We start from the raw sequence: 19,092 nt of genomic DNA on the forward strand, positions 1-19,092 counted from the left end.
GCAGGCGTGGTTCGCAGCCGCTACGAGACCGGGCGGACGAGGCGCGCGGGGCGCGCGGCGCGGTGCCTCGCCAGCGCTGCGGGTGTCAGGAACAGGACTTCGGGCCGCGTCATGCACGGGCTTCCCCTCCCGCTCGCCCTCCTCACCGCTCTCCTCCTCGCCGCCCTGGCCCCCACCCCCGCAGCCGCCGCGGTCCCCGCCCCCACCCAACCCGCCGCCCTCGCCGCCCTCCTCCGCGCCGACCCCGTCTACGTCACCGACCAGCTCCCCCGCGACGTCCCCCGCTCCACCGCCCCGCAGTTCAAGAAGCTGGCCCAGCGGACCAAGGTCCCCACCTTCGTCCTCGTACTGCCCGAGCAGGGTGCCGGCAGCGATCGGCTGCTCGGGGCCGTGCACGATCGGCTCGGGCGGGATGGGCTCTACGTCCTCGTCGATGACATGGGCGTCGCCGACGCCGCCGCCTTCGGGGTGCGGGCGCCCGCCGATGACGCGTCGACCGTGGCTCTCTATGAACTTCCGTACGATGCCGGGCCCTTGCTCAGCTTCGAGCGGTTCACCGACGTCATCGCCCAGGGCAGCAAGAAGGCCGCTGAGCGCGCGGAAGCCGCCCGCAAGAAGTACGGCGGCGACACCGGTGAAGAAGTCGACAAGATGCACATCGATCCCGTCGACCGCGACAACCAGTCCTTCGTCACGGGGATCGCCCTCACCGGCGTACCGCTGCTGATCCTCGCCCTCAGTCCGTACGTACGTCGGTGGCGTCGAAGGCAGAGGAGTGCGAAGACAGGGGAGACGGGGGAGACTGACGTAAGCCCGCGCGAGCAACCAGGCGCTGCGCGCCGGCCCTTCACCCGCCTCCGCATCACCCCCCTCCGCCTCGAAGCCGGCGCCGCCCTCCTCACCGCCGGAGCCATCGCCCTCACCGCGTCCCTCGTCTTCCATCAGGACACCGCCGACGCCTCGCCGCCGCCCACCGCATCCGACCTTTCCAGCCGTGTCGAGCGCGTCGCCACCGGGCTGAAGCAGGACGGCCCCGTCTACAGCGACCCCGAGAGCCCGCATCCCCTCGACTCCGAGCAGCGCGAGCAACTCATCGAGCGCATCGCGAAGTTCGATCGCGGGCCCGTCCACATCGCCCTCGTGCCGCAGCTCACCGAGGACGAGTCCGGTGGTGAACCAGAGCTCTTCGTGGAAGCCGTGCGGCAGAAGATGCAAGAGCTGGGTGCCAAGGACGGTCACGGCGTGTACGTCGTCGCCGATCCGCTCGGCGGGTCCATCGACGTCGTCACGTACGACGTACGCATCGACGCCAACCTCATCGCCTTCGATCTCCCCGACTCCATCCGCTACGGCGATGACGACGACCGCTCCATCGACCACCAGCTCGGCGAGCGACTCGACGGCCTGATGAGGTTCCTCGACAAGGCGCCACGCACCGACCGACCCGAGACCTCCTCGCTCGGCATGGACGACGCCCCCGAGCCCGTCGAGGAGGACACGCTCTCTCCGCTCTTCTCCGGGGACTTCTGGCCGGGCCTCCTCGTCGGGGCGTTCGCCGCCGCACTGCTGTTCGGGGTCGGCGCCGCGTTGCTCGGGCTGTTGCGGCTCGCGGTGCCAGGCCTCAGGCGACCGTCGCATACCGTCGTGACGTCCACGGGCGGCCTTCTGTTCACCGCTCCGCCAGATCCGTCCTTCAGCTACTTGCGCAGCGCCGCCCGTGACGAAATCGACGCGCTGGGACGCGAGTTCGATCCGGATGCCGCCCTGCGGTCATCGATCCGCACCCGAGTATGGGACTGCCTCGACACCGCGACGCTCCTCGCCGACCGGGACCCGGACGGCCACGTGGACGACGACACCACGCCCGCCGATCTCGCCGCCGCGATCATCCTCGCCAGGGTTGGGCGCAGCGCACTCGCCGGTGTCGACAAGCCCTGTTGCGCGCTCAATCCGCTGCACGGCCCGGCGACGGGGTGGCGGGACGCTCAGTACGCGCCGGATGACCAGCGCCTGCGCACCATCCCGGTGTGCGCGGAGTGCCGCGTCCTGGTCGGCGCGCAGCCGCGACTCGCCTACACGCTCCGGCTCACGCTCCCGGGGGCGGCGCGCCGATCCGACCGCGTGCCGTACGAGGACGCGCCCGGGCCGCTGCCCGCCATAGTCGACGGAGTCCCTCAACTCATCCGCCAAGTACGGGAGTACGCCGGTGTTCAGTGACCTGAAGCGTCTCGCCGCGATGGCGGTCGCGTCCCTCGCCGCGATGGCGGTCGTGTTTCTCGCCACCCTGCTGGTGGCTGTCGCGCCCGCCGCGGCCCAGGTACCGGGCGCTCCCAGCCCCGGCCAGAAAATCGCCGACGCCCTGCGCGAGTCACCGGTCTACGTCGACGCCGCGTACGCCGACTCCGTACCCCCTGCCCGCCAGAAGCAGCTCGCCCGGCAGATCGAGAAGACCGGGCTCCCGATCAAGGTCGCCCTGGTGCCTCTGGTCCAGGGTGACGCGTACGACGGGGAGTCCGACGTCTTCGCTGAGGTCGTACATGACCGCCTCGACCAGCACGAGTTCATCCTCATCACCAGCGGCGACAAGTGGACCGGTGATCTGCACGGTTTCGAGTGGCCGGGCGAGAAGCAGCAGGCCCGCGACGCTGTGGGCACGGTCGGCTTCCTGGACGAGATGAAAGACGCGGGGCTCTCCGAGCAGACGGCCAAGGCGATCGAGCTGATCGCGCGGGGCGACGGCACGAAGGCGTACGAGGAAGCTACGGCCGATCTTGGTGACGGCAGCGACAGCGGGGGCGGGAGCTTGTCCCGCCCTGGCGCGGCGGAGAAGGAGGGCGGTCCCTCCTGGCTGCTGCCGGTCGTCGTCGCGGTGGCGGTGGCCGCCGCAGGTGTCCTCGCCTTCGTAGGCGTACGTCGGCGGGGGCGCCGTCGGTCCGGCCCGCACCGGTATCCGAGCGCGACCGGCTCGCCCTTCGCCTTCCCGCAGGCGGTGTTCGCGGCGGCGCGTACGGCGGACGAGGAGGCACTGCGGCGCCAGACCGAGGCGGAGGTCCTCGCGCTGGGCGAGGCGGTCCGGTCGGCGGACACGTCGACCGCCGGGCTGCAACGGGCACTTGACGCCTATGCCGCCGCGGGCACGGTGCTCGACTCGGCGCGCGGGCTGCCGGATCTGGCGGGCGTGCTGGCCCTCGTGGCGGAGGGCAGGGACGCGCTCGATCCGGGAGGCACCGCGACCCCGCCCCTCCCCCTCTGCTTCTTCAACCCCCTGCACGGCCGCGCCGACCTCCGCATCCGCTGGCGTCCGCTGGGCCGGCGCGATCAGTTGCACGTCGCGGCGTGCACGGAATGCGGGACGGCGGTACGGACCCGCCGGGCTCCGGAGGTACTCACCGATGACTTCGAGGGGCGCAGGGTGCCGTACTTCGAGGTCCCGAGCGACCGAAGCCTCTGGGCGGCCACGGGGTACGGGTCGCTGCTTCGGGGCGCGGAGGGCGAGGAGGGCGCGGGGGACGCGGGGGACGCGGGGGACGCGGGCGAGGGGCTTGCGGTTGACGGACTTGCGGTGCGGGTGGGGCGGGGGGAGTTTTCCCGGGGGCGGGGGTAGGGGTAGGGGGCGGCGGCCTGGAGGCCGGGGGCCACGGGGGCCCGGAGGCCGGGGGGGCCCGGAGGCCGGGGAGCCACGGGGGCCCGGAGGCCGGGGAGCCGCAAAGCCCGGGAAGCCGAGGCCGGGAAAGCCAGGAAGCAGCGCCCGGCGTCAGCCGATCGGCTTCCAGCCGTGGCGCAGGCGCGGTGGGTGTGCGGGGCGGGCTGCGTCGTACGACCGCCACCCCGGGTACGGCCCCGGCCAGGTGAGCGCAGCAACGCCCACAACCCCGCCACCCCACCCAAGACTGCCGCATACCTCGGCGTACCCGGCCCGCGACTGCCCGCACTGCGGCGGCGGATAGCGCCGCCCCCACCGGACACCCGGGGCCCCGCCCTCCGCATCACGACACGATGACAGTCCGCCAGGATGAGCCGTCTTGCCCGCTATCCACCCTGGCGGACCCGTCAGGCCCGCGATTAACGTCAGCCCGTTGGTGACCCCCCACCCCACCAGGAGCCGACCGTGAACCGCCGCACCATGCACGCCACCGCCGCGCTCGCCGCGACCGCAGCCCTGCTCCTGACGGCCTGCAGCAGCGGCGGCGGTGACGGCAGCGACGGCGACAAGGGAAGCAAGAGCGGCGACTCCGGCAAGGCCGCAGCCGACTCGTCCACGCCTCCCGCCAAGAAGAAGCGGGCAAAGTCAGCGGCCCAACTCGCCCTGGCCAAGACCGAAGTGCCCGGCCACGCCGTAGTAGAGCCCTCCGACGACTTCGTCTTCGCCAAGTCCCAGGACAACATCAAGCTCAGCAAGCCCGTATGCGCCCCGCTCGGGCATGCGATGAGCCAGTTCCCCGTCGGCGACGCGCAGGACAGTTACGTCCGCGTCGCCGAGATGAAGGAGTTCAACGGCGCCTTCACCTACATCACGCTCGCCACGTACGCGCCCGGCGAGGCGCAGAGCACCATGGCGGCCATGACCAAGGCGGTCAGCGCCTGCGCGGGCGGCTTCACGGCCAAGGGGGACAAGGCCTCCAACGTGTACGACTCCGTCACATCGGAGACCACCGGCACCGCGCCCACGCCAGGCGCCGACGAATCCCTGGCCTTCAGGGCCACGACCAAGTACCAGGGCGACACGCACACCGTCCGCACGCAGGCCACCCGCCACGGCGACACCATCGCCGTCTACTTCGCGATGGACGGCAGCGCGTTCGTGCAGTCCCGTTCCGGAAACGGGAAGATTTTCCCGGCTGTGGTCAAGTCGCAGGAGAAAAAGCTCGGTTGAGACCGAGGGGGTCTCCGCGTCACGACACGATGACAGTTCATCGAAATAGGACGCCTTGTCCCGCTATCAACTCTGGTCGAACCAACAACCCCACAGATAGCGTCGGCGCTTTGGAGACCCCCTCGCCCCACCGGGAGCCGACTGTGAACCGCCGCACGATGCCCGTCACCGCCGCGCTCGCCGCGACCGCTGCCCTGCTCCTGACGGCCTGCGGCAGCGGGGACGACGGCGAGTCCAAGGACAACGACAAGATCGCGGGCGCCGACCAGGGCGCTGACAACCCGAAGAAGTCGGCGGAGCCGTCGGCCACTCCGGCGGAGGACCAGCCGGACGGCGTGGATCTGACGCTGCCGAAGGACATCAACCTTGTCTTCGACTGGAAGAAGCCGAACGACAAGGACGAGGCCGCGGCACTGGATGATGCCCGGCACTTCGTGCAGTCGATCTATCGGGGAGTCGCGGAGCAGAAGGCCAACGACCCGGCCGTCGCCGCCTACGCGATGGACAAGGGGCTCAGTTACGCCCGCACGCAGGTCCAGGGCCGCATCGACGCAGGGCTGACCTCCACGGGCACTCGGCGCCACTTCCAGGAGAAGGTGCGGAAGTCACCGAACGGCAATGCGGTCGAGGTCTCGTTCTGCGTGGACTCCAGCAAGTTCTACTCGAAGGAAGTGAAGTCGAAGAAGGTGCGCAAGGGGGCACCCGGAGCAGCTTCGTACGACTTCTTCAAGATTATTATGTCCAAGTTTCCGGGGGATGATGACTTGTGGCGCGCTTCGGTCGTGTACGTGACGGAAAAGGCGGGCCAATGCGCCTGACCCGAGCCGCGATCGCCTGCCTCACTCTGTCCGTCGCCATCAGCGGGCTCCTGGCGAGCGGGGTCGCCCACGCCGACGAAGACTTCGGCAACGGCACGGGCGGCGAAAAGGAAGCGCAGGGCGGCAGCGACAAAACCGGCATCTTCGCGGCCGCCAAGGTCCAGTACTCCGGAGCCGTCACCAAGGACGGCAGCAGCGGAAACGTCACCTCCGCCGACGTCAACTGGGACCCGCCGCCCTGCTGGTACGCCCCGTACCTCGGTGCCAAGGACTTCAAGAAGAAGATGTCCGCGAACATCAAGGATCAGCTGGACACCCCCGGCCTGGGTTCGGGGGGAACCGCCCTGGGGCAACTCCAGCGCCACTACGAGGACAACTACGGCTGGACGGACACCCCCGGCTACAAGGACTACAACGTCGAGAAGGACGGCGAGGGGATGTTCTGGGCGGGCGTCGAGAACCCCAATGAGCAGGACGCCCTCGCGCGGATGTCGTGCTCCGACATTCCCTTCTGGGTCGACAACGGCGAGCCGCCACCGCCCCAGCACGAGGAGGCCATCACCCCGGAGATGCTCGCCGCCCTCGCCTACCAGCACATGGAGCTCCCGGGCACCAAGGTCACCCTCGCGCCCGAGGCCAACACCAAGGTGAATCTGCCCACGTGGGCCTGGCTCGACAAGGCCGTCTTCGATGACGTGAAGGCGACGGCGGCCATCAACGTCCCCGGCTTCAACCTCGAGGCGACCACGACCGCGACCCCGAAGTCCCTCACGCTCGACCCCGGTACCAAGGACGCCACCACCATCCCCGCCAACGGTGAATGCCCCATCGTCGACGGCAAGATCGGTGAGCCCTACGCCAAGGGCAAGTCCAAGGAGACCCCGACCTGCGGCATCATCTACCGCCGCTCGTCCGGCGGCGAGACGTTCCCTCTCAAGGCCTCCCTCACCTGGGAGATCAGCTGGACGGGCACGGGACAGGCGGGGGCGGTCGGCATGCCCGACGGCACCATCGAGGCCGTCCAGGACATCACGGTCGAGGAAATACAGTCCATCAACCGCTGAGCGGGCCGGGCGGCGGGCGGCGAAGCACGCGCCTAACTGGCCGCCCTGCTCTTCCCCTTGCCCCTCTTCCGCAGCTTTCGCAGCCGCGCCTGCTGTGCGGCGCGGTGTTGTTCCTGGCGGGTGGAGCGGATGCGGTGGGTGGTCCAGGCCAGGGCCGCGGTGGTGAGGACGTAGGCGAGGAGGGCCGGGAACGCGCCGTCGATCTCACGGCAAGTGGGCTGGGACGAGTCGCAGTTGCGGCCCCGGAGCGCCGAGAGGATGTACAGCGTCAGGAGCAGCGGCAGGGCCCAGCACACCGCTGTGGCCGTGCGGCGGGCGATGCGGTGCGGGGTTTTCGTTCCCTTGAGGGCTTCCGACGCCCACAGGCCTCCGCACGCTCCGGCTACCGCCACCACCCCGGCCATGAGGCCTAAGACCCACGCGCCACCCGGCCAGTCGGCGATCAGGTTCGGAGACTCGCGGATCACCGTGCGCCAGGCGCCCTTCGCCCAGAGGAAGCCCGCGGCCAGGGCCAGTAGTGCCAGTACGAGGGCCGCGATGGCGAAGCCGTCGCGGGTTCGGGAGCCCAATTGGGGAGTGTCGTCCTTGCGTGTCATCTCGTCAGTCCCAGTGCAGCGTTCCGGCCACTACGTCGAACGGCTCTACCACCTGGCCGGCCATCGGGCCCACGGGCGTGGAGGAACCCAGGATCAGCCAGCTCTTCGAGCTCCCTCCCGGCTCAATCGTGCGGGACCTCCTCGACCACGGTCTCCCCGAAGCGCCATGAGCCCCGGTTCCCCGATCCCTCCATCCGTGTTCCCTCTTCCCACGCGATCCGGGCGGCGCGGCGCTGTGGCACGTCGGGGTAAGACTCCGGGAAGACCTTGATGTAGCCGCGCCGGTCGGCGGGGAACGTGCGCAGGGCCTCGCGCAGTTGCTGCTCCTGCTCCTCCTGCGTGGCTTGGTTGCGGTTGATCACCTTGTACGCCTTTCGTAGCCGGTCGGGCGGATCGGCCTCCCGCCGCTTGCCCCTGTCCGACCCCTTCCAGGTCATCCAGCCGACGGAGCCGAGCGCTGCGAGGGCGAACGCGGAAGCTCCGAGGAGCTCGCCGGTGGCGTCGGCCTCGCCCGGCGTGCGCGGGGCGAGCTCGCCCTCGGGGTCCTCGATGACCGTGACGGTCTGGCCGACTTCGTAGAGGTCGGATGCGGTCTTCATCTCGGGCCCAGGTACGCGGGTGCCATCCCGGCGTTGCAGTGTGTAGTGGTAATCGCGGTTCTTGCGTCCTTGGCCCGGGTCTCTTCGTTCCTTCGTGACCGTCGCCGAGACCTCATCGCCCCGCTGCTGCAGTGTGAGGTCCTGACGGGCCATACCCGCGACGCCCGCCGACATGACAGAGGCGCCCACGATGAACAGTGCCGCGTACGTGCCGGCCTCACCTCCGGCCCCCAGCCTCCGGATCAGCACGATGAGCAGAACTCCGTGCACGATCCACAGGGGCACTTGGAGTCCGAGGCCGAAGTCGTCGGCGACGAGGTACATCCCGACGATCGCGGCGAGCGCGTAGCAGCCGACTGCGATCGCCAGCGGAATGCGGTAGCGCGTGTCCGGCGCCCCCTCCGCGTGCTTCTTACGCTTCCCGCCGAGACTCATGCCGCGACGCCCTCCTTGGTCGGCCCTTTTCCGGTCGGTCTCTTCTCGGCCGGCCCGTCATCGGTCGGCTCCTGCGTCGAGACCGACTTCATGATGCCGCCGAGCAGATCGAGGTACTCGGTCCAGTGCTCTCTGTCCTCGGTCATGAAGAGAAACAGAGCCGAACCGGGGCCGGTGCTCAGGGGCACGCAGAACTGGGCGTGCCGGATCGTCGTGGGGATGGGGTCATCGAGGCCGAAGAGCACGCCGGGCAGCTCAAGCTCCTGGTCTCGGATGCACAGGGCGGACGGACCGTACGGCAACATGATCAGGGCGACCTCGGCGTCCGGGTACTGTTCGCGCCATTGGAGGGCCGTGCGCCTGGCCGAGCCCTGCCTGTCCTGTTCCTGGGGTCCGACGTCCGGCCCTTCGACTAGTACGGACAGCGTGCCCTGCGACAGCTCACCGTCCGGCATGCGCAGGAGACAGGCCGACACGTGCTCGGCGCCCGCCGCGATCGCGGTCTGCAGCGCGTACTCACCGGAGATGACGAGGCTGAACTTCTGCAAGGGCGTGGCGGCACCGGCGAAGAGCGAGTCGACCGCCTCTGCCATCCGCAACACGCGCTCCTCAGGGACCTCCAGCAGGTCGAACTGCGTGAAACCGGGCGGGAGCTCGAACCAGAGGTCGGGAACATCCGTGGTGGCCGGGCCTGCCGCGGAAACGGTGGCCGCGTACCCCGGATCAGTAGACGCCATCAGTCCGTCAACTCCCATGCGCCCAGCCCTATCGCACTGCCGATGGCGACGGTCCCGCCGAACTTGCCGCCGCCGCTTCCCGTGGCGATGTTCCCCACACCCGTGCCCCAGGTCGCGGCGTCGTACTTGCCCGTGCTCGTCCCATAGGCGTTGATCGCGGTCGGCGCCGTCCAGGCGAGTTGGGCGGCGGCCTGGACACCTTCCGTGGCGGTCAGCGCGGCACCCCGGGGGACTCCGAGCTTCGCGGCAGCGGCCATGACGGGCCTGTCGATCACCTTGGCGACCGGGTCCGCCGCCTTCATCACGTTCTTCGCCGTGGTGCCCGCCGTCTTGATGCCGACCTTGGCGCCGGCGGCAACGCCACCGGCGCCACGCCCCGCCTTGAAGCCGGCCATGACTCCCGCCTTCGCCGCGCCGACTCCGGGCACCATGCCGAGGACGTCACCGCCGAGCGTGAGCCAGTTGCCGATCCGCTCACCGGTCGGTGGCCACAGTCCGTCCACGCCGTACGCCGTCGCGTGGGCCAAGAGCGCCACGGCACTCAGCCCGATCGCCAGCGGCGCGAGCACCGGACAGAAGATGGCGATGACGCCGACGACCGAGGCGACAACGGTGATCCAGTCGGCGTGTTCCTTGATCCAGTCGCCGACCGCGGAAAGGAGTTCCCCCACCTGTCCAGGAAGGTCCGCGAGCGCCTCGCCGAGGTCCTCGATGGCGTTTCCGAGCTTTTCCCACATCCCGGGTTCATTCGGGGCGATGTCCATGGCGGACTTGAGCCGGTCGGCTATCTCCTCGCCGTACGCGTTGTAGGCCTTCTGCATCCGGCGGCCTTTGCTGCGCAGCTCCTCCAGTTCGAGATCCTGCGTGTTCACCGCCCGATTGGCGTCTTTGACCTTGCCCTCGTGGTCCTTGGAGTCCTTCTTCTTGTCGTCCGCGTCGTTGAGCTTGTCGGCCTTGTCGTACGCGTCCTTCAGCGACTTGGCGACGACGGCGGCCTCGGCCTCCAGCTTCACGGCGGCCCGCTGCTTGCGCTCCATGTACTCCGCCCAGTCCTCCAGGGCGGAAGCGGCGTTACGGAACGAGTCGCGGGCGTCGTCCATGCGCGGGCGGAACTCGTCGTCGAACGTCTCCCGGAAGGCCTTCGCAGCCTTGCCCTCCCAGTCACCGACACCGGTGCCGTGCAGAACATGGCAGATCTCGACCAGCGCCTTCGCCGTCCTGCGGACGGTCTTGGCCACACTGTCGGCCACCACATGGTCACCGGGGCAGGGCACGAACCCCAGGGCCGGGAAGTCCTCCAACTGCGCCTCAGCCATCTCTACTTCCCCTGGCCTTCACTCTTGCCCTGCTTGTTCACCTTGGCGAGCTCGTCGTCCAGGTCCTCGAATGCCTTCTTTATCTTGAGCAGCGCGTCGGATGCCTTGCCCGAGAATTTGGTCAGCTGTTTGATCCCGTAAGACCACTCTTCGCCGAAGTCGTCCATACGCTCGGCGAGTTCGCGGGCGCCCATGGCGTCACCGGAGACCTTCTCCATGTCACGGCCCGGCTGCTTCATCAGGTGGGCGATGTGGTCGAGGTTGTGTTTCACCCTGTTCAATACGGCGTAGTCGACCGACAAATCACTCATACCGCTCCCCCATCCGCACATACGAGCGGTGCGATGGGCCGCAGAGAAAGCGGCCCACCGCACCGGGTTACTACCTCTTCAACGGACCGAGGGCATGACTACTTGCCCTTGACGCCCTTGGCGAGGTCGTCGTCCAGGTCCTCGTACGCCTTCGCGGCGCTGGTCAGGAACTTGCCCATGCCCGTGAGGCCCTCAATGGTGTCCTTGGCGCCCTTCTTGAACTCCTTGAAGGAGTCCTCGAAGGCCTGCGAACCCTTGCGAGTCGTGTAGCCGTTCTTCACCAGGTTCTCGACGTATCGCTCGAGGGCGTCGAGCTTCTCGTCGATCTTGTCCTTGGCGTCGTTCAGCTTGCCCGCCGCGGTCCGCATCTCCTCATAGGTGATATCGGCGTCTTTGGCCATGTGGCTTCACATCCAATCCAACTCGCCGCAGGGCCATCCCCCTTGGCTCCACCCGTGCGGGCCCGCTCGAACCCGTGCACCCCGCGTGCGAGGGCGCTCGGTTGCTCGTGCGATCTTCCGCTCTTCGGTCAGCAGCTTACGGGTGGGGCAGAAGTGAGCACAGCCCGGTTGAGTCACAGCTCTGCTATGAGCCCGCGCACGGCCCGTTGCCTGCGGGAAGGGTGGAGCGGCTATCGTCACAGGCACTGTGGAGAGCCTCACAGGCACTGTGGACCAGCCACTTCGACCGCGTTCCGGGAGCGGTCGATGCAGGCTCAAGGGGAGGACGATCGTGCGCCTGACTCTGACCGTCGTCGATCCGCTCGGCGGCGCGAACGCCGATGTCGTGCTCGACGCCGATCCTGAGTCCACCGTCGGGGACATCGCCAAGGAACTGGCCCAACAGGTGGGTTACGGCGGCGGTGACGCCCAGATCATCCCGATCGGCGGGCACCAGCTCCAGCCCGGCGGCGGCCAGGCCGGGGCGCCCGTCGTCTTCGTGGACGGCTACCCCATCGACGCCTCCGCGACCATCGGGACCTCCGCGCTGCGCGAGGGCGCCGTCGTCAGCCTGCACGACCCCGCGGGCTGCCTGCCCGGCGAACCCACCGGCCTGGTCGAACTGCGCGTCGCGGGCGGACCCGCGGCAGGCGCCGTGCACCGGCTCGGGATCGGGCGCTACGACATCGGCAGCGGACCCGCCTCGTACATCCGCATCGACGATCCGGAGCTGCCCGCCCGGGCCCTCACGTTGTCAGTTGCAACCGATGGCACCTGCCAAGTCGCCGTACATGGGGACATAGACGGCGTGACCCTTGACGGTAAGCCGTTCGGTGAGGCAGAGGAAAACGAGAAGAAGGGCGAGAAGAAGGGCGAGGCGAGCGACAAGCCGGAAAAGCGCAGAAAGCGCGAAAAGGGCAACAGGGCGGACAGCAGCGGGAAACAGCGCGACAAGGGCGAATGGCCGCTCGGCGCACAGATAGCTGTCGGAAACACCCTGCTCGAACTCGACAGGTACGTGCCGCCCAATGCCGCCCTGAAATGGTCCGAGGACGGCACGGGACTCGATTACAACCGGCCCCCGCGACTGCGTCCGCCCGAGCGGCAGACGAAATTCAGGCTGCCCAGTCCGGTACGTGATTTCGAGGCGCGCCCGCTGCCCTGGCTGATGGCGCTCACGCCGCTCGTGGGTGCCGTCGTATCCGTGATGATCTTCGGGCGCTGGTACTACATGATCATGGCGCTGCTCAGCCCGCTCATCCTTTTCGGAAACTACTTCATGGACAAGAAGCATGGTCGTAAATCCCATGCCAAACAGGTCAAGGAGTACAACGAACACAAAGAGCGGATCGAGAGGGACGCGCAGGAAGCCCTCGTCGCCGAGCGGATGGACAAGCGGCAGGCCATTCTCAGCCCGGCCGGCATCCTCTCCCTCAGCACCGGGCCCCGCACGCGGCTGTGGGAGCGGCGGCGCACCGACTCCGACCATCTCCTCATGCGCGTCGGCACCGGACGGCTCGACTCCGAGGTCGTGCTCGACGACCCCGAGCAGGACGACCACAAGCGCGAGGTCACCTGGAAGATCGAGGACGCGCCCGTCGCGCTCTCGCTGCGCGATCTCGGTGTGATCGGCATCGCGGGCCCCGGTGACTCGGCGAAGGCGCTCGGCCGCTGGGCCGTCGCGCAGTCGGCGGTCCTGCACAGCCCGCTGGACGTCCAGTTCTACGTTCTGACCGAGAACTCCGCGCGTGAGAGCTGGGACTGGACGCGCTGGCTGCCGCACGCGCGGCCCTCCGGCTCCCAGGACGTCAACATGCTGATCGGCACGGACGCCGAGACCGTCGGCGCCCGCATCGGTGAGCTGACCCAGATCCTCGCCGCCCGGCAGAAGGCCGCCAAGGAGAACAACCGCGGCGGCGCCGCTTCCTTCGGCGACCCCGACATCGTCGTGGTGTGGGACGGCTCGCGGCGACTGCGGTCCATGCCCGGCGTGGTGAAGCTGCTGCGCGAGGGTCCCGCCGTCTCCATGTACGCGCTCTGCCTCGACGACGAGGAGAGGTTCCTGCCCGGCGAGTGCCAGGCCATCGTGATCGCCGAGCCGAAAGCCGCGGAGACCGGCCTGCCCGCTCCCTCCACACCCGGCACGGCCACACCCGGCACGGCCACGCCCGCCTCCAACGCGCCCGGCGGTTTCCCCTCCTTCCAGGCCTGGCACACGGCCGCCGGGGACGACGGCGAGCAGGGCGCCGAGAAGCCCCTCGCACTGCGGCTGCGCGTCGAGAAGACCGACGCCGCCCGCATCCTTGACGTACGACCCGACTTCGTCTCCTCCGCCTGGTGCGGCCGCCTGGCCCGCGCGCTGTCCCCGCTGCGGGACATCAGCGGCGAGACCGAGGACTCGGCGCTGCCCGGGTCCAGCCGACTGCTCGACGTGCTGGAGCTTGAGCCGCCGACGGCCGACCAGATCACGGCGCGCTGGCGGATGGGCGGCCAGTCGACGATGGCCGTCATCGGCGAGTCGTACGACGGGCCCTTCGGCATCGACATGCGGCGTGACGGGCCGCACGGCCTGATCGCCGGTACGACCGGTTCCGGTAAGTCGGAGCTGCTCCAGACCATCGTGGCGGCGCTGGCCGTCGCCAATACGCCCGAGAACATGACCTTCGTCCTCGTGGACTACAAGGGCGGCTCCGCGTTCAAGGACTGCGTGAAGCTGCCGCACACGGTGGGTATGGTCACCGACCTCGACGCGCACCTCGTCGAGCGCGCACTGGAGTCGCTGGGCGCCGAGCTCAAGCGGCGCGAGCACATCCTGGCCGCCGCCGACGCCAAGGACATCGAGGACTACCAGGACCTGGTGCGCCGCGACCCCTCGCACCCGCCCGTGCCCCGGCTCCTCATCGTCATCGACGAGTTCGCCTCGATGGTGCGTGACCTGCCCGACTTCGTGACGGGCCTGGTCAACATCGCCCAGCGTGGCCGTTCGCTCGGCATCCACCTGCTCCTCGCCACGCAGCGGCCGAGCGGTGTCGTCTCCCCCGAGATCCGCGCCAACACCAACCTCCGCATCGCCCTGCGCGTGACGGACGGCGCCGAGTCCGCCGACGTCATCGACGACCCGGCGGCCGGCCACATCTCCAAGAGCACGCCCGGCCGCGCCTACGTCCGCCTCGGTCACGCCTCGCTCGTCCCCTTCCAGTCGGGGCGTGTCGGTGGCCGCAGGCCCGGCGCCGCCGACCCCGCGCTGCTCGCGCCCTGGGCGGGCTCGCTCGGCTGGGAGGACCTCGGCCGTGCGGCGCTCGTGAAGCCCAAGGCGCAGGCGCGCGAGGAGGAGGAGATCACCGACCTCAAGGTCCTCGTGGACGCCGTGCGCGACGCGAACGCGACCATGGGCATCCCCGCCCAGCACAGCCCGTGGCTGCCCGCGCTCTCCGAGACGCTCCAGCTCGACGAGATCCCGCTGCCCGCCGCGAGCGACAAGCCGGGCTCCCTCGCCCCCGCCCCGTACGGCTTGGAGGACATCCCCTCCGACCAGGCGCGCCGCCCGGTCGTGGTCGACTTCGAGACGTTCGGGCATCTGCTCATCGGCGGCGCACCGCGCAGTGGCCGCTCGCAGATCCTGCGTACGATCGCGGCCTCCCTCGCCCGTACGCACTCCTGTGCCGACGTCCACCTCTACGGCATCGACTGCGGCAACGGCGCGCTCAACGCGCTGACCCGGCTTCCGCACTGCGGAGCCGTCGTGAGCCGTAACCAGACCGAGCGTGCGGTGCGGCTCATCACCCGGCTCAAGGGTGAAGTCACCCGCCGCCAGGACCTCCTCGCCGACAAGGGCTTCGCCGACATCGGCGAGCAGCGGGCCGCGGTGCCCGAGGAGGAGCGGCTCGCGCACATCGTCGTGCTCCTCGACCGCTGGGAGGGCTGGCTGCCGACCCTCGGTGAGTACGACCACGGCGAGCTGACCGACGAACTGCAGGCGATGATGCGCGAGGGCGCGAGCGTCGGCATCCACCTGGTCATCACCGGTGACCGCCAGGTCCTCATCGGCCGCATGGCCTCGCTCACCGAGGACAAGTACGGCCTGCGGCTCGCCGACCGCTCCGACTTCTCGATGCTCGGCATGAACGCGCGCAAGGTGCCGGAGGAGATTCCGCCGGGCCGCGGCTTCAAGAACGAGCACGGCACGGAGACGCAGTTCGCCCTCCTCTCCGAGGACTCCACGGGCCAGGGTCAGGCCGCGGCGATCTCCGAGATCGGCGAGGCGGCGGCAGCGCGGGACGCGGATGTGCCGCGCGCCCGCAAGCCGTTCCGCGTGGACAGCCTGCCCAGCCGTATCAGCTTCGCGGACGCCTGGGAGATGCGGGACCCGGAGGCCTCGCGCTCCAAGCTCTGGGCGCTCGCCGGCATCGGCGGCGACGACATCATGGGCTTCGGGCCCGACCTCGCGCAGGGCGTGCCGACGTTCGTCGTCGCGGGCCCGGCCAAGTCGGGCCGCAGCACGACGCTGATGAACCTGGCCCGGTCCTACCTCACCCAGGGCGTACGCATCATCATCGCCGCCCCACGGCCTTCCCCGCTCCGTGAACTCGAGGGCCAGGAAGGCGTACTGAAGGTCTTCAAGGACGACGACATCGAGAGCGACGACTTCAAGGAGGCCGTGGAGTCCGCGTCCCCCGAAGACCCGATCGTGTGGATCGTCGACGACGGCGAGGTCCTTGAGGACTGCGACGCCGAACGCGAGTTCAAGCGCCTCGTGCAGCGCGGCTCCGAGCGGGGCCTCGGCCTCATCATCGGCGGCGACGAGGAGGAGGTCTGCGGCGGCTTCTCCGGCTGGCAGGTCGAGGCGAAGAAGGGCCGCCGCGGCATTCTGCTCTCGCCCCAGGACTCTTCGAGCGGCGAACTGATCGGCATCCGCACGACCCGGAGCATGGTCGGCGGCCCGATCGCCCCGGGCAAGGGCCTGCTGTACACGGGCAGCGGGGAGCCGGTCACTGTCACCACGCCGATGTGACGGGGCGGCCGGGCGCCGGCGGGCGTGGGCCGCGGGGTTGTCAGTCCACGCGGCTGAGGGTGGCTTCCGGGTTGCCCGACTCCGCGTTCTTCGAGAGGTAGAGGAGGGTGTCGCCCTTGGGGCGCAGGTGCACCGTGTGGGTGTTCTTGGTGCACTGGGCGGCGCTCTTCGCCTGGCCCTTGCCCTCGGCCACGATCTCCTTGCCCGACACCGACCTCAGAGTCAGGTCCACCGCGCAGACGCCGCCCAGTTGGTCGGTCTGCGTCATGACGGCGAAGCGCTCGCCGACCTTGCCCCGCTCGACCTTCAGCCGGAACGTCCCCATCGGGACCGCGCCGTTCGCCGCCACCGCCTGGCCTTCCCAGGTGCCGCGGTAGGAGGCGGGGACCTCGTCACCGCTCTGGTCCGCGTCGCCGTCGTCGTCGCCGGGCTGCTCGCTCGCGGTCGCGGCCGGGGGGTGCCCTCCCGTGTCGCTCGGCTTGTCGTTGTCGTTCCCCGGAAGCAGTCCGAAGACGAAGACCGACCCGACCGTCACCGCGGCGAGCGCGCCCGCCACGCTCAGGACCAGCGTGCAACTGACCTTGCGGCCACGCCCGTCGGCACCGCTCGGCGTGGACGTCGCGGCGACCGAGACGCTCACCCGGCCGGGCGTCCCCGAGGGCGCTGACGTCTGTGTGGGGACGTACGTGGGAGGGGAGGGCGCGGGGATCTGTGCGTACGACGGGTCCGGCGGGCCGAAAGCGTTGCCGCTCTGCGGCGTGTCCCACACCGGGGCGTGCGCGCTCGACGACCCGAACGGCACCGGGCCCGACGGCTGTTCCGCGCTCCCGTCCCCCTCCGTCTCCAGGTCGAGGAGGCGCACCGCGCTCCGGCTGACCCGCTCCACCAGCGGACCCGGCAGCCACCCGGCCGCCACCAGGGCGTCCGCACCGGAGGGCGCGAGCCGCCGCGCGATCTCCCGCGGGGTGGGGCGTGCGCCCGGGTCCTTGGACAGGCAGGCCCGCGCCAGGTCCCGCAGCTCCCCGTCCAGCGGGCCGAGTTCCGGCTCCTCGTGTACGACCTTGTAGAGCAGCGAGGCGGACGAGTCACCCGGGAAGGGCGCCGACCCCGTCGCAGCGAACACCAGGACGGCCCCCAGCGAGAAGACGTCCGCCGCCCCGGCCACCTTCTTGCCGAGGATCTGCTCCGGCGACATGTAGCCGGGCGAACCGACGGAGACCCCGGTCGACGTGAGCGAGGCCGTGCCGTCCGTCGCCCGTGCGATGCCGAAGTCGATGAGACGCGGTCCGTCCATCGTGAGCATGACGTTGGACGGCTTGACGTCGCGGTGCACGAGCCCGAGCCCGTGCACATGGGCGAGCGCCTCGGCGAGGCCCGCCACGAGTACCCGTACGGAGTGGGCGGGAAGCGGCGACTGGTCGCGTACCGCGTCGGCCAGCGAGGGGCCCGCCGCGTACCCCGTGGCCACCCACGGAACCGCCCCTTCCGGATCGGCGTCGAGGACCGGCGCGGTCCAGTCGCCGCCCACCCGCCGCGCCGCCTCCACCTCACGCCTGAAGCGCGCGCGGAACTCCTCGTCGAGCGCGAAGTGCGGATGGACGACCTTCACCGCGACCGTACGGCCGCCCGAGCTGCGCCCCAGGTAGACCCGGCCCATGCCGCCCGAACCGAGGCGGCCGAGCAGCCGGTAGGGTCCGATGACGGTCGGTTCGCCGGGATCGAGCGGGTGCATGACGAAGACCTCCCCCGGACGCGCCGCACGGCCGCGGCCACCGAGCCGCGCGCACTGTCTGCAGCTCAGGGTAGTCCGCGGGCCCGCCCGGCGGCCCCGGCATGCCACCTCGTACTACGGCTGTGCCCCCAGCAGCTCCACCCGCACGTCAGCGGGGAACCCGGTCGTCTCGCCCACCCGGCGCGCGAACTCCGCGACGCCCTCCAACTGAGCGCTCCCGAAACGGAAGTCGAGCGTCGTGAAGTACTGCTCCAGGACCTCCGCGTCGAAGGCCTCCCAACGCGCCGCCTGCTCCGCGACCTTGCCGACCTCTTCGAGGGAGACGTCGCGCGAGGCGAGGAACGCCTTGTGCACCGCGCTCACCACGGCCGGCTCGCGCGCCGCGTAGTCCTTGCGCGCCGCCCAGACCGCGAAGACGAACGGCAGGCCCGTCCAGTCCTTCCACATCTGGCCCAGGTCGTACACGTCGAGACCGAGCCGAGGCCCGTCGATCAGGTTGGCCCGCAGCGCGGCGTCCCCGATGAGCACGGCGGCGTCCGCCTCCCGCATCATCAGGCCGAGGTCGGGCGGGCACGTGTAGTAGTCGGGCTGTACGCCGTGGCACTCGGCGAGCAGCAGCTGCGCCAGACGCACGGAGGTGCGGGAGGTCGAGCCGAGCGCGACCCTGGCGCCGTCCAGCTGGTCGAGCGGCACCTGCGAGACGATCACGCAGGACATCACGGGGCCGTCGCAGCCGACCGCGAGATCGGGGAAGGCGACGAGGTCGTCGGCGTTCTTGAGGAACTCGACGAGAGTGACGGGCGCGATATCGAGATCGCCCCGCACCAACTGCTCGCTGAGCTTCTCCGGGGTGTCCTTCGTGAGCTCGAAGTCGAGCAGCGTGCCGGTCCGCGCGAGCCCCCAGTACAGCGGCATGCAGTTCAGGAACTGAATGTGACCGACGCGGGGCCGGGGGGTGCGGCTGTGACCGGGGAGCTGATCTGAGCCCTCCCCGGCGATGGCGTCAACGGGAGAATTGTCCACATCGGGGAGGCTAGCCCCCTTGCGGTACGGTGCAGAAAGCGGGGCCCCGATCCCGCCCTTGTCAAGACCTTTCGACCTGGCCCGTCAACCCCTCTGGGGGGTCCGTCAAACATCCGGGTGACGTGATCTAGCCCCCT

At 69.9% G+C, this 19,092-nt stretch carries 14 protein-coding genes; 6 read left to right on the forward strand and 8 right to left on the reverse strand.

Features of this window, described 5'->3' with window-relative positions:
- The first annotated feature begins 111 nt into the window (after positions 1 to 111).
- The 5 genes from AB0I94_RS21565 to AB0I94_RS21585 all read left to right on the forward strand — a co-directional run bounded on the left by AB0I94_RS21565 (position 112) and on the right by AB0I94_RS21585 (position 6,755).
- Positions 112 to 2,217, forward strand: coding sequence for a hypothetical protein (locus AB0I94_RS21565; RefSeq protein WP_363311184.1), 2,106 nt, complete (start codon positions 112 to 114; stop codon positions 2,215 to 2,217).
- On the forward strand, positions 2,207 to 3,604 hold the full coding sequence (locus AB0I94_RS21570; protein WP_363311185.1) for a hypothetical protein: 1,398 nt from the start codon (positions 2,207 to 2,209) through the stop codon (positions 3,602 to 3,604). The genes AB0I94_RS21565 and AB0I94_RS21570 overlap by 11 nt, the downstream gene beginning before the upstream one ends.
- 504 nt (positions 3,605 to 4,108) lie before the next feature.
- Entirely contained in the window at positions 4,109 to 4,873 is a 765-nt protein-coding gene (locus AB0I94_RS21575; RefSeq protein ID WP_363311186.1) for a hypothetical protein, read from the forward strand.
- Positions 4,874 to 5,016: 143 nt separating this feature from the next.
- Positions 5,017 to 5,691: a hypothetical protein gene (locus tag AB0I94_RS21580; RefSeq protein ID WP_363311187.1), complete on the forward strand. Its 675-nt coding sequence runs from the start codon at positions 5,017 to 5,019 to the stop codon at positions 5,689 to 5,691.
- Complete coding sequence (locus AB0I94_RS21585) at positions 5,682 to 6,755, forward strand: hypothetical protein (RefSeq protein ID WP_363311188.1); 1,074 nt, start codon at positions 5,682 to 5,684, stop codon at positions 6,753 to 6,755. Before AB0I94_RS21580 ends, AB0I94_RS21585 begins: the two co-directional genes overlap by 10 nt.
- A 32-nt stretch (positions 6,756 to 6,787) precedes the next feature.
- Here AB0I94_RS21585 and AB0I94_RS21590 read toward each other — a convergent pair whose 3' ends face one another.
- The 6 genes from AB0I94_RS21590 to AB0I94_RS21615 form a co-directional block, all read right to left on the reverse strand.
- Positions 6,788 to 7,351, reverse strand: coding sequence for a hypothetical protein (locus AB0I94_RS21590; protein WP_363311189.1), 564 nt, complete (start codon positions 7,349 to 7,351; stop codon positions 6,788 to 6,790).
- A 122-nt stretch (positions 7,352 to 7,473) separates the two neighbouring features.
- Complete coding sequence (locus tag AB0I94_RS21595; protein WP_363311190.1) at positions 7,474 to 8,385, reverse strand: hypothetical protein; 912 nt, start codon at positions 8,383 to 8,385, stop codon at positions 7,474 to 7,476.
- Positions 8,382 to 9,122, reverse strand: a complete 741-nt coding sequence (locus AB0I94_RS21600) for a hypothetical protein (RefSeq protein WP_363311191.1) — start codon at positions 9,120 to 9,122, stop codon at positions 8,382 to 8,384. The genes AB0I94_RS21595 and AB0I94_RS21600 overlap by 4 nt, the downstream gene beginning before the upstream one ends.
- Complete coding sequence (locus tag AB0I94_RS21605) at positions 9,122 to 10,438, reverse strand: putative T7SS-secreted protein (protein ID WP_363311192.1); 1,317 nt, start codon at positions 10,436 to 10,438, stop codon at positions 9,122 to 9,124. Before AB0I94_RS21605 ends, AB0I94_RS21600 begins: the two co-directional genes overlap by 1 nt.
- Positions 10,439 to 10,440: 2 nt before the next feature.
- Positions 10,441 to 10,749 (reverse strand): hypothetical protein, encoded by a 309-nt coding sequence (locus AB0I94_RS21610; RefSeq protein WP_363311193.1) that lies wholly within the window; start codon positions 10,747 to 10,749, stop codon positions 10,441 to 10,443.
- 98 nt (positions 10,750 to 10,847) lie between these two features.
- Positions 10,848 to 11,150, reverse strand: a complete 303-nt coding sequence (locus AB0I94_RS21615; protein ID WP_190085684.1) for a WXG100 family type VII secretion target — start codon at positions 11,148 to 11,150, stop codon at positions 10,848 to 10,850.
- 331 nt (positions 11,151 to 11,481) lie between these two features.
- Between AB0I94_RS21615 and AB0I94_RS21620 the strand changes: the two genes are divergently transcribed.
- On the forward strand, positions 11,482 to 16,200 hold the full coding sequence (locus AB0I94_RS21620) for an FtsK/SpoIIIE domain-containing protein (RefSeq protein ID WP_363311194.1): 4,719 nt from the start codon (positions 11,482 to 11,484) through the stop codon (positions 16,198 to 16,200).
- A gap of 40 nt (positions 16,201 to 16,240) precedes the next feature.
- Here the strand turns inward: AB0I94_RS21620 and AB0I94_RS21625 are convergent, their stop codons facing one another.
- Both AB0I94_RS21625 and AB0I94_RS21630 read right to left on the reverse strand, forming a co-directional pair.
- A complete protein-coding gene (locus AB0I94_RS21625; protein WP_363311195.1) occupies positions 16,241 to 17,932 on the reverse strand; it encodes a protein kinase in 1,692 nt (563 codons plus the stop codon).
- A gap of 114 nt (positions 17,933 to 18,046) precedes the next feature.
- Entirely contained in the window at positions 18,047 to 18,931 is an 885-nt protein-coding gene (locus AB0I94_RS21630) for a menaquinone biosynthesis protein (RefSeq protein ID WP_363311231.1), read from the reverse strand.
- Between the last annotated feature and the right edge of the window lie 161 nt (positions 18,932 to 19,092).

Origin of the sequence: Streptomyces sp. NPDC050147 (assembly GCF_040660195.1) — a bacterium.
Classification (GTDB): domain Bacteria; phylum Actinomycetota; class Actinomycetes; order Streptomycetales; family Streptomycetaceae; genus Streptomyces.

Bases quoted from the DNA above. Each gene is read 5' to 3' on its own strand.
- AB0I94_RS21610 (WP_363311193.1), bottom strand. From the start codon at position 10,749: ATGAGTGATTTGTCGGTCGACTACGCCGTATTGAACAGGGTGAAACAC.
- AB0I94_RS21565 (WP_363311184.1), top strand. From the start codon at position 112: ATGCACGGGCTTCCCCTCCCGCTCGCCCTCCTCACCGCTCTCCTCCTC.
- AB0I94_RS21625 (WP_363311195.1), bottom strand. From the start codon at position 17,932: ATGCACCCGCTCGATCCCGGCGAACCGACCGTCATCGGACCCTACCGG.
- AB0I94_RS21590 (WP_363311189.1), bottom strand. From the start codon at position 7,351: ATGACACGCAAGGACGACACTCCCCAATTGGGCTCCCGAACCCGCGAC.
- AB0I94_RS21600 (WP_363311191.1), bottom strand. From the start codon at position 9,122: ATGGCGTCTACTGATCCGGGGTACGCGGCCACCGTTTCCGCGGCAGGC.
- AB0I94_RS21605 (WP_363311192.1), bottom strand. From the start codon at position 10,438: ATGGCTGAGGCGCAGTTGGAGGACTTCCCGGCCCTGGGGTTCGTGCCC.
- AB0I94_RS21595 (WP_363311190.1), bottom strand. From the start codon at position 8,385: ATGAGTCTCGGCGGGAAGCGTAAGAAGCACGCGGAGGGGGCGCCGGAC.
- AB0I94_RS21615 (WP_190085684.1), bottom strand. From the start codon at position 11,150: ATGGCCAAAGACGCCGATATCACCTATGAGGAGATGCGGACCGCGGCG.
- AB0I94_RS21585 (WP_363311188.1), top strand. From the start codon at position 5,682: ATGCGCCTGACCCGAGCCGCGATCGCCTGCCTCACTCTGTCCGTCGCC.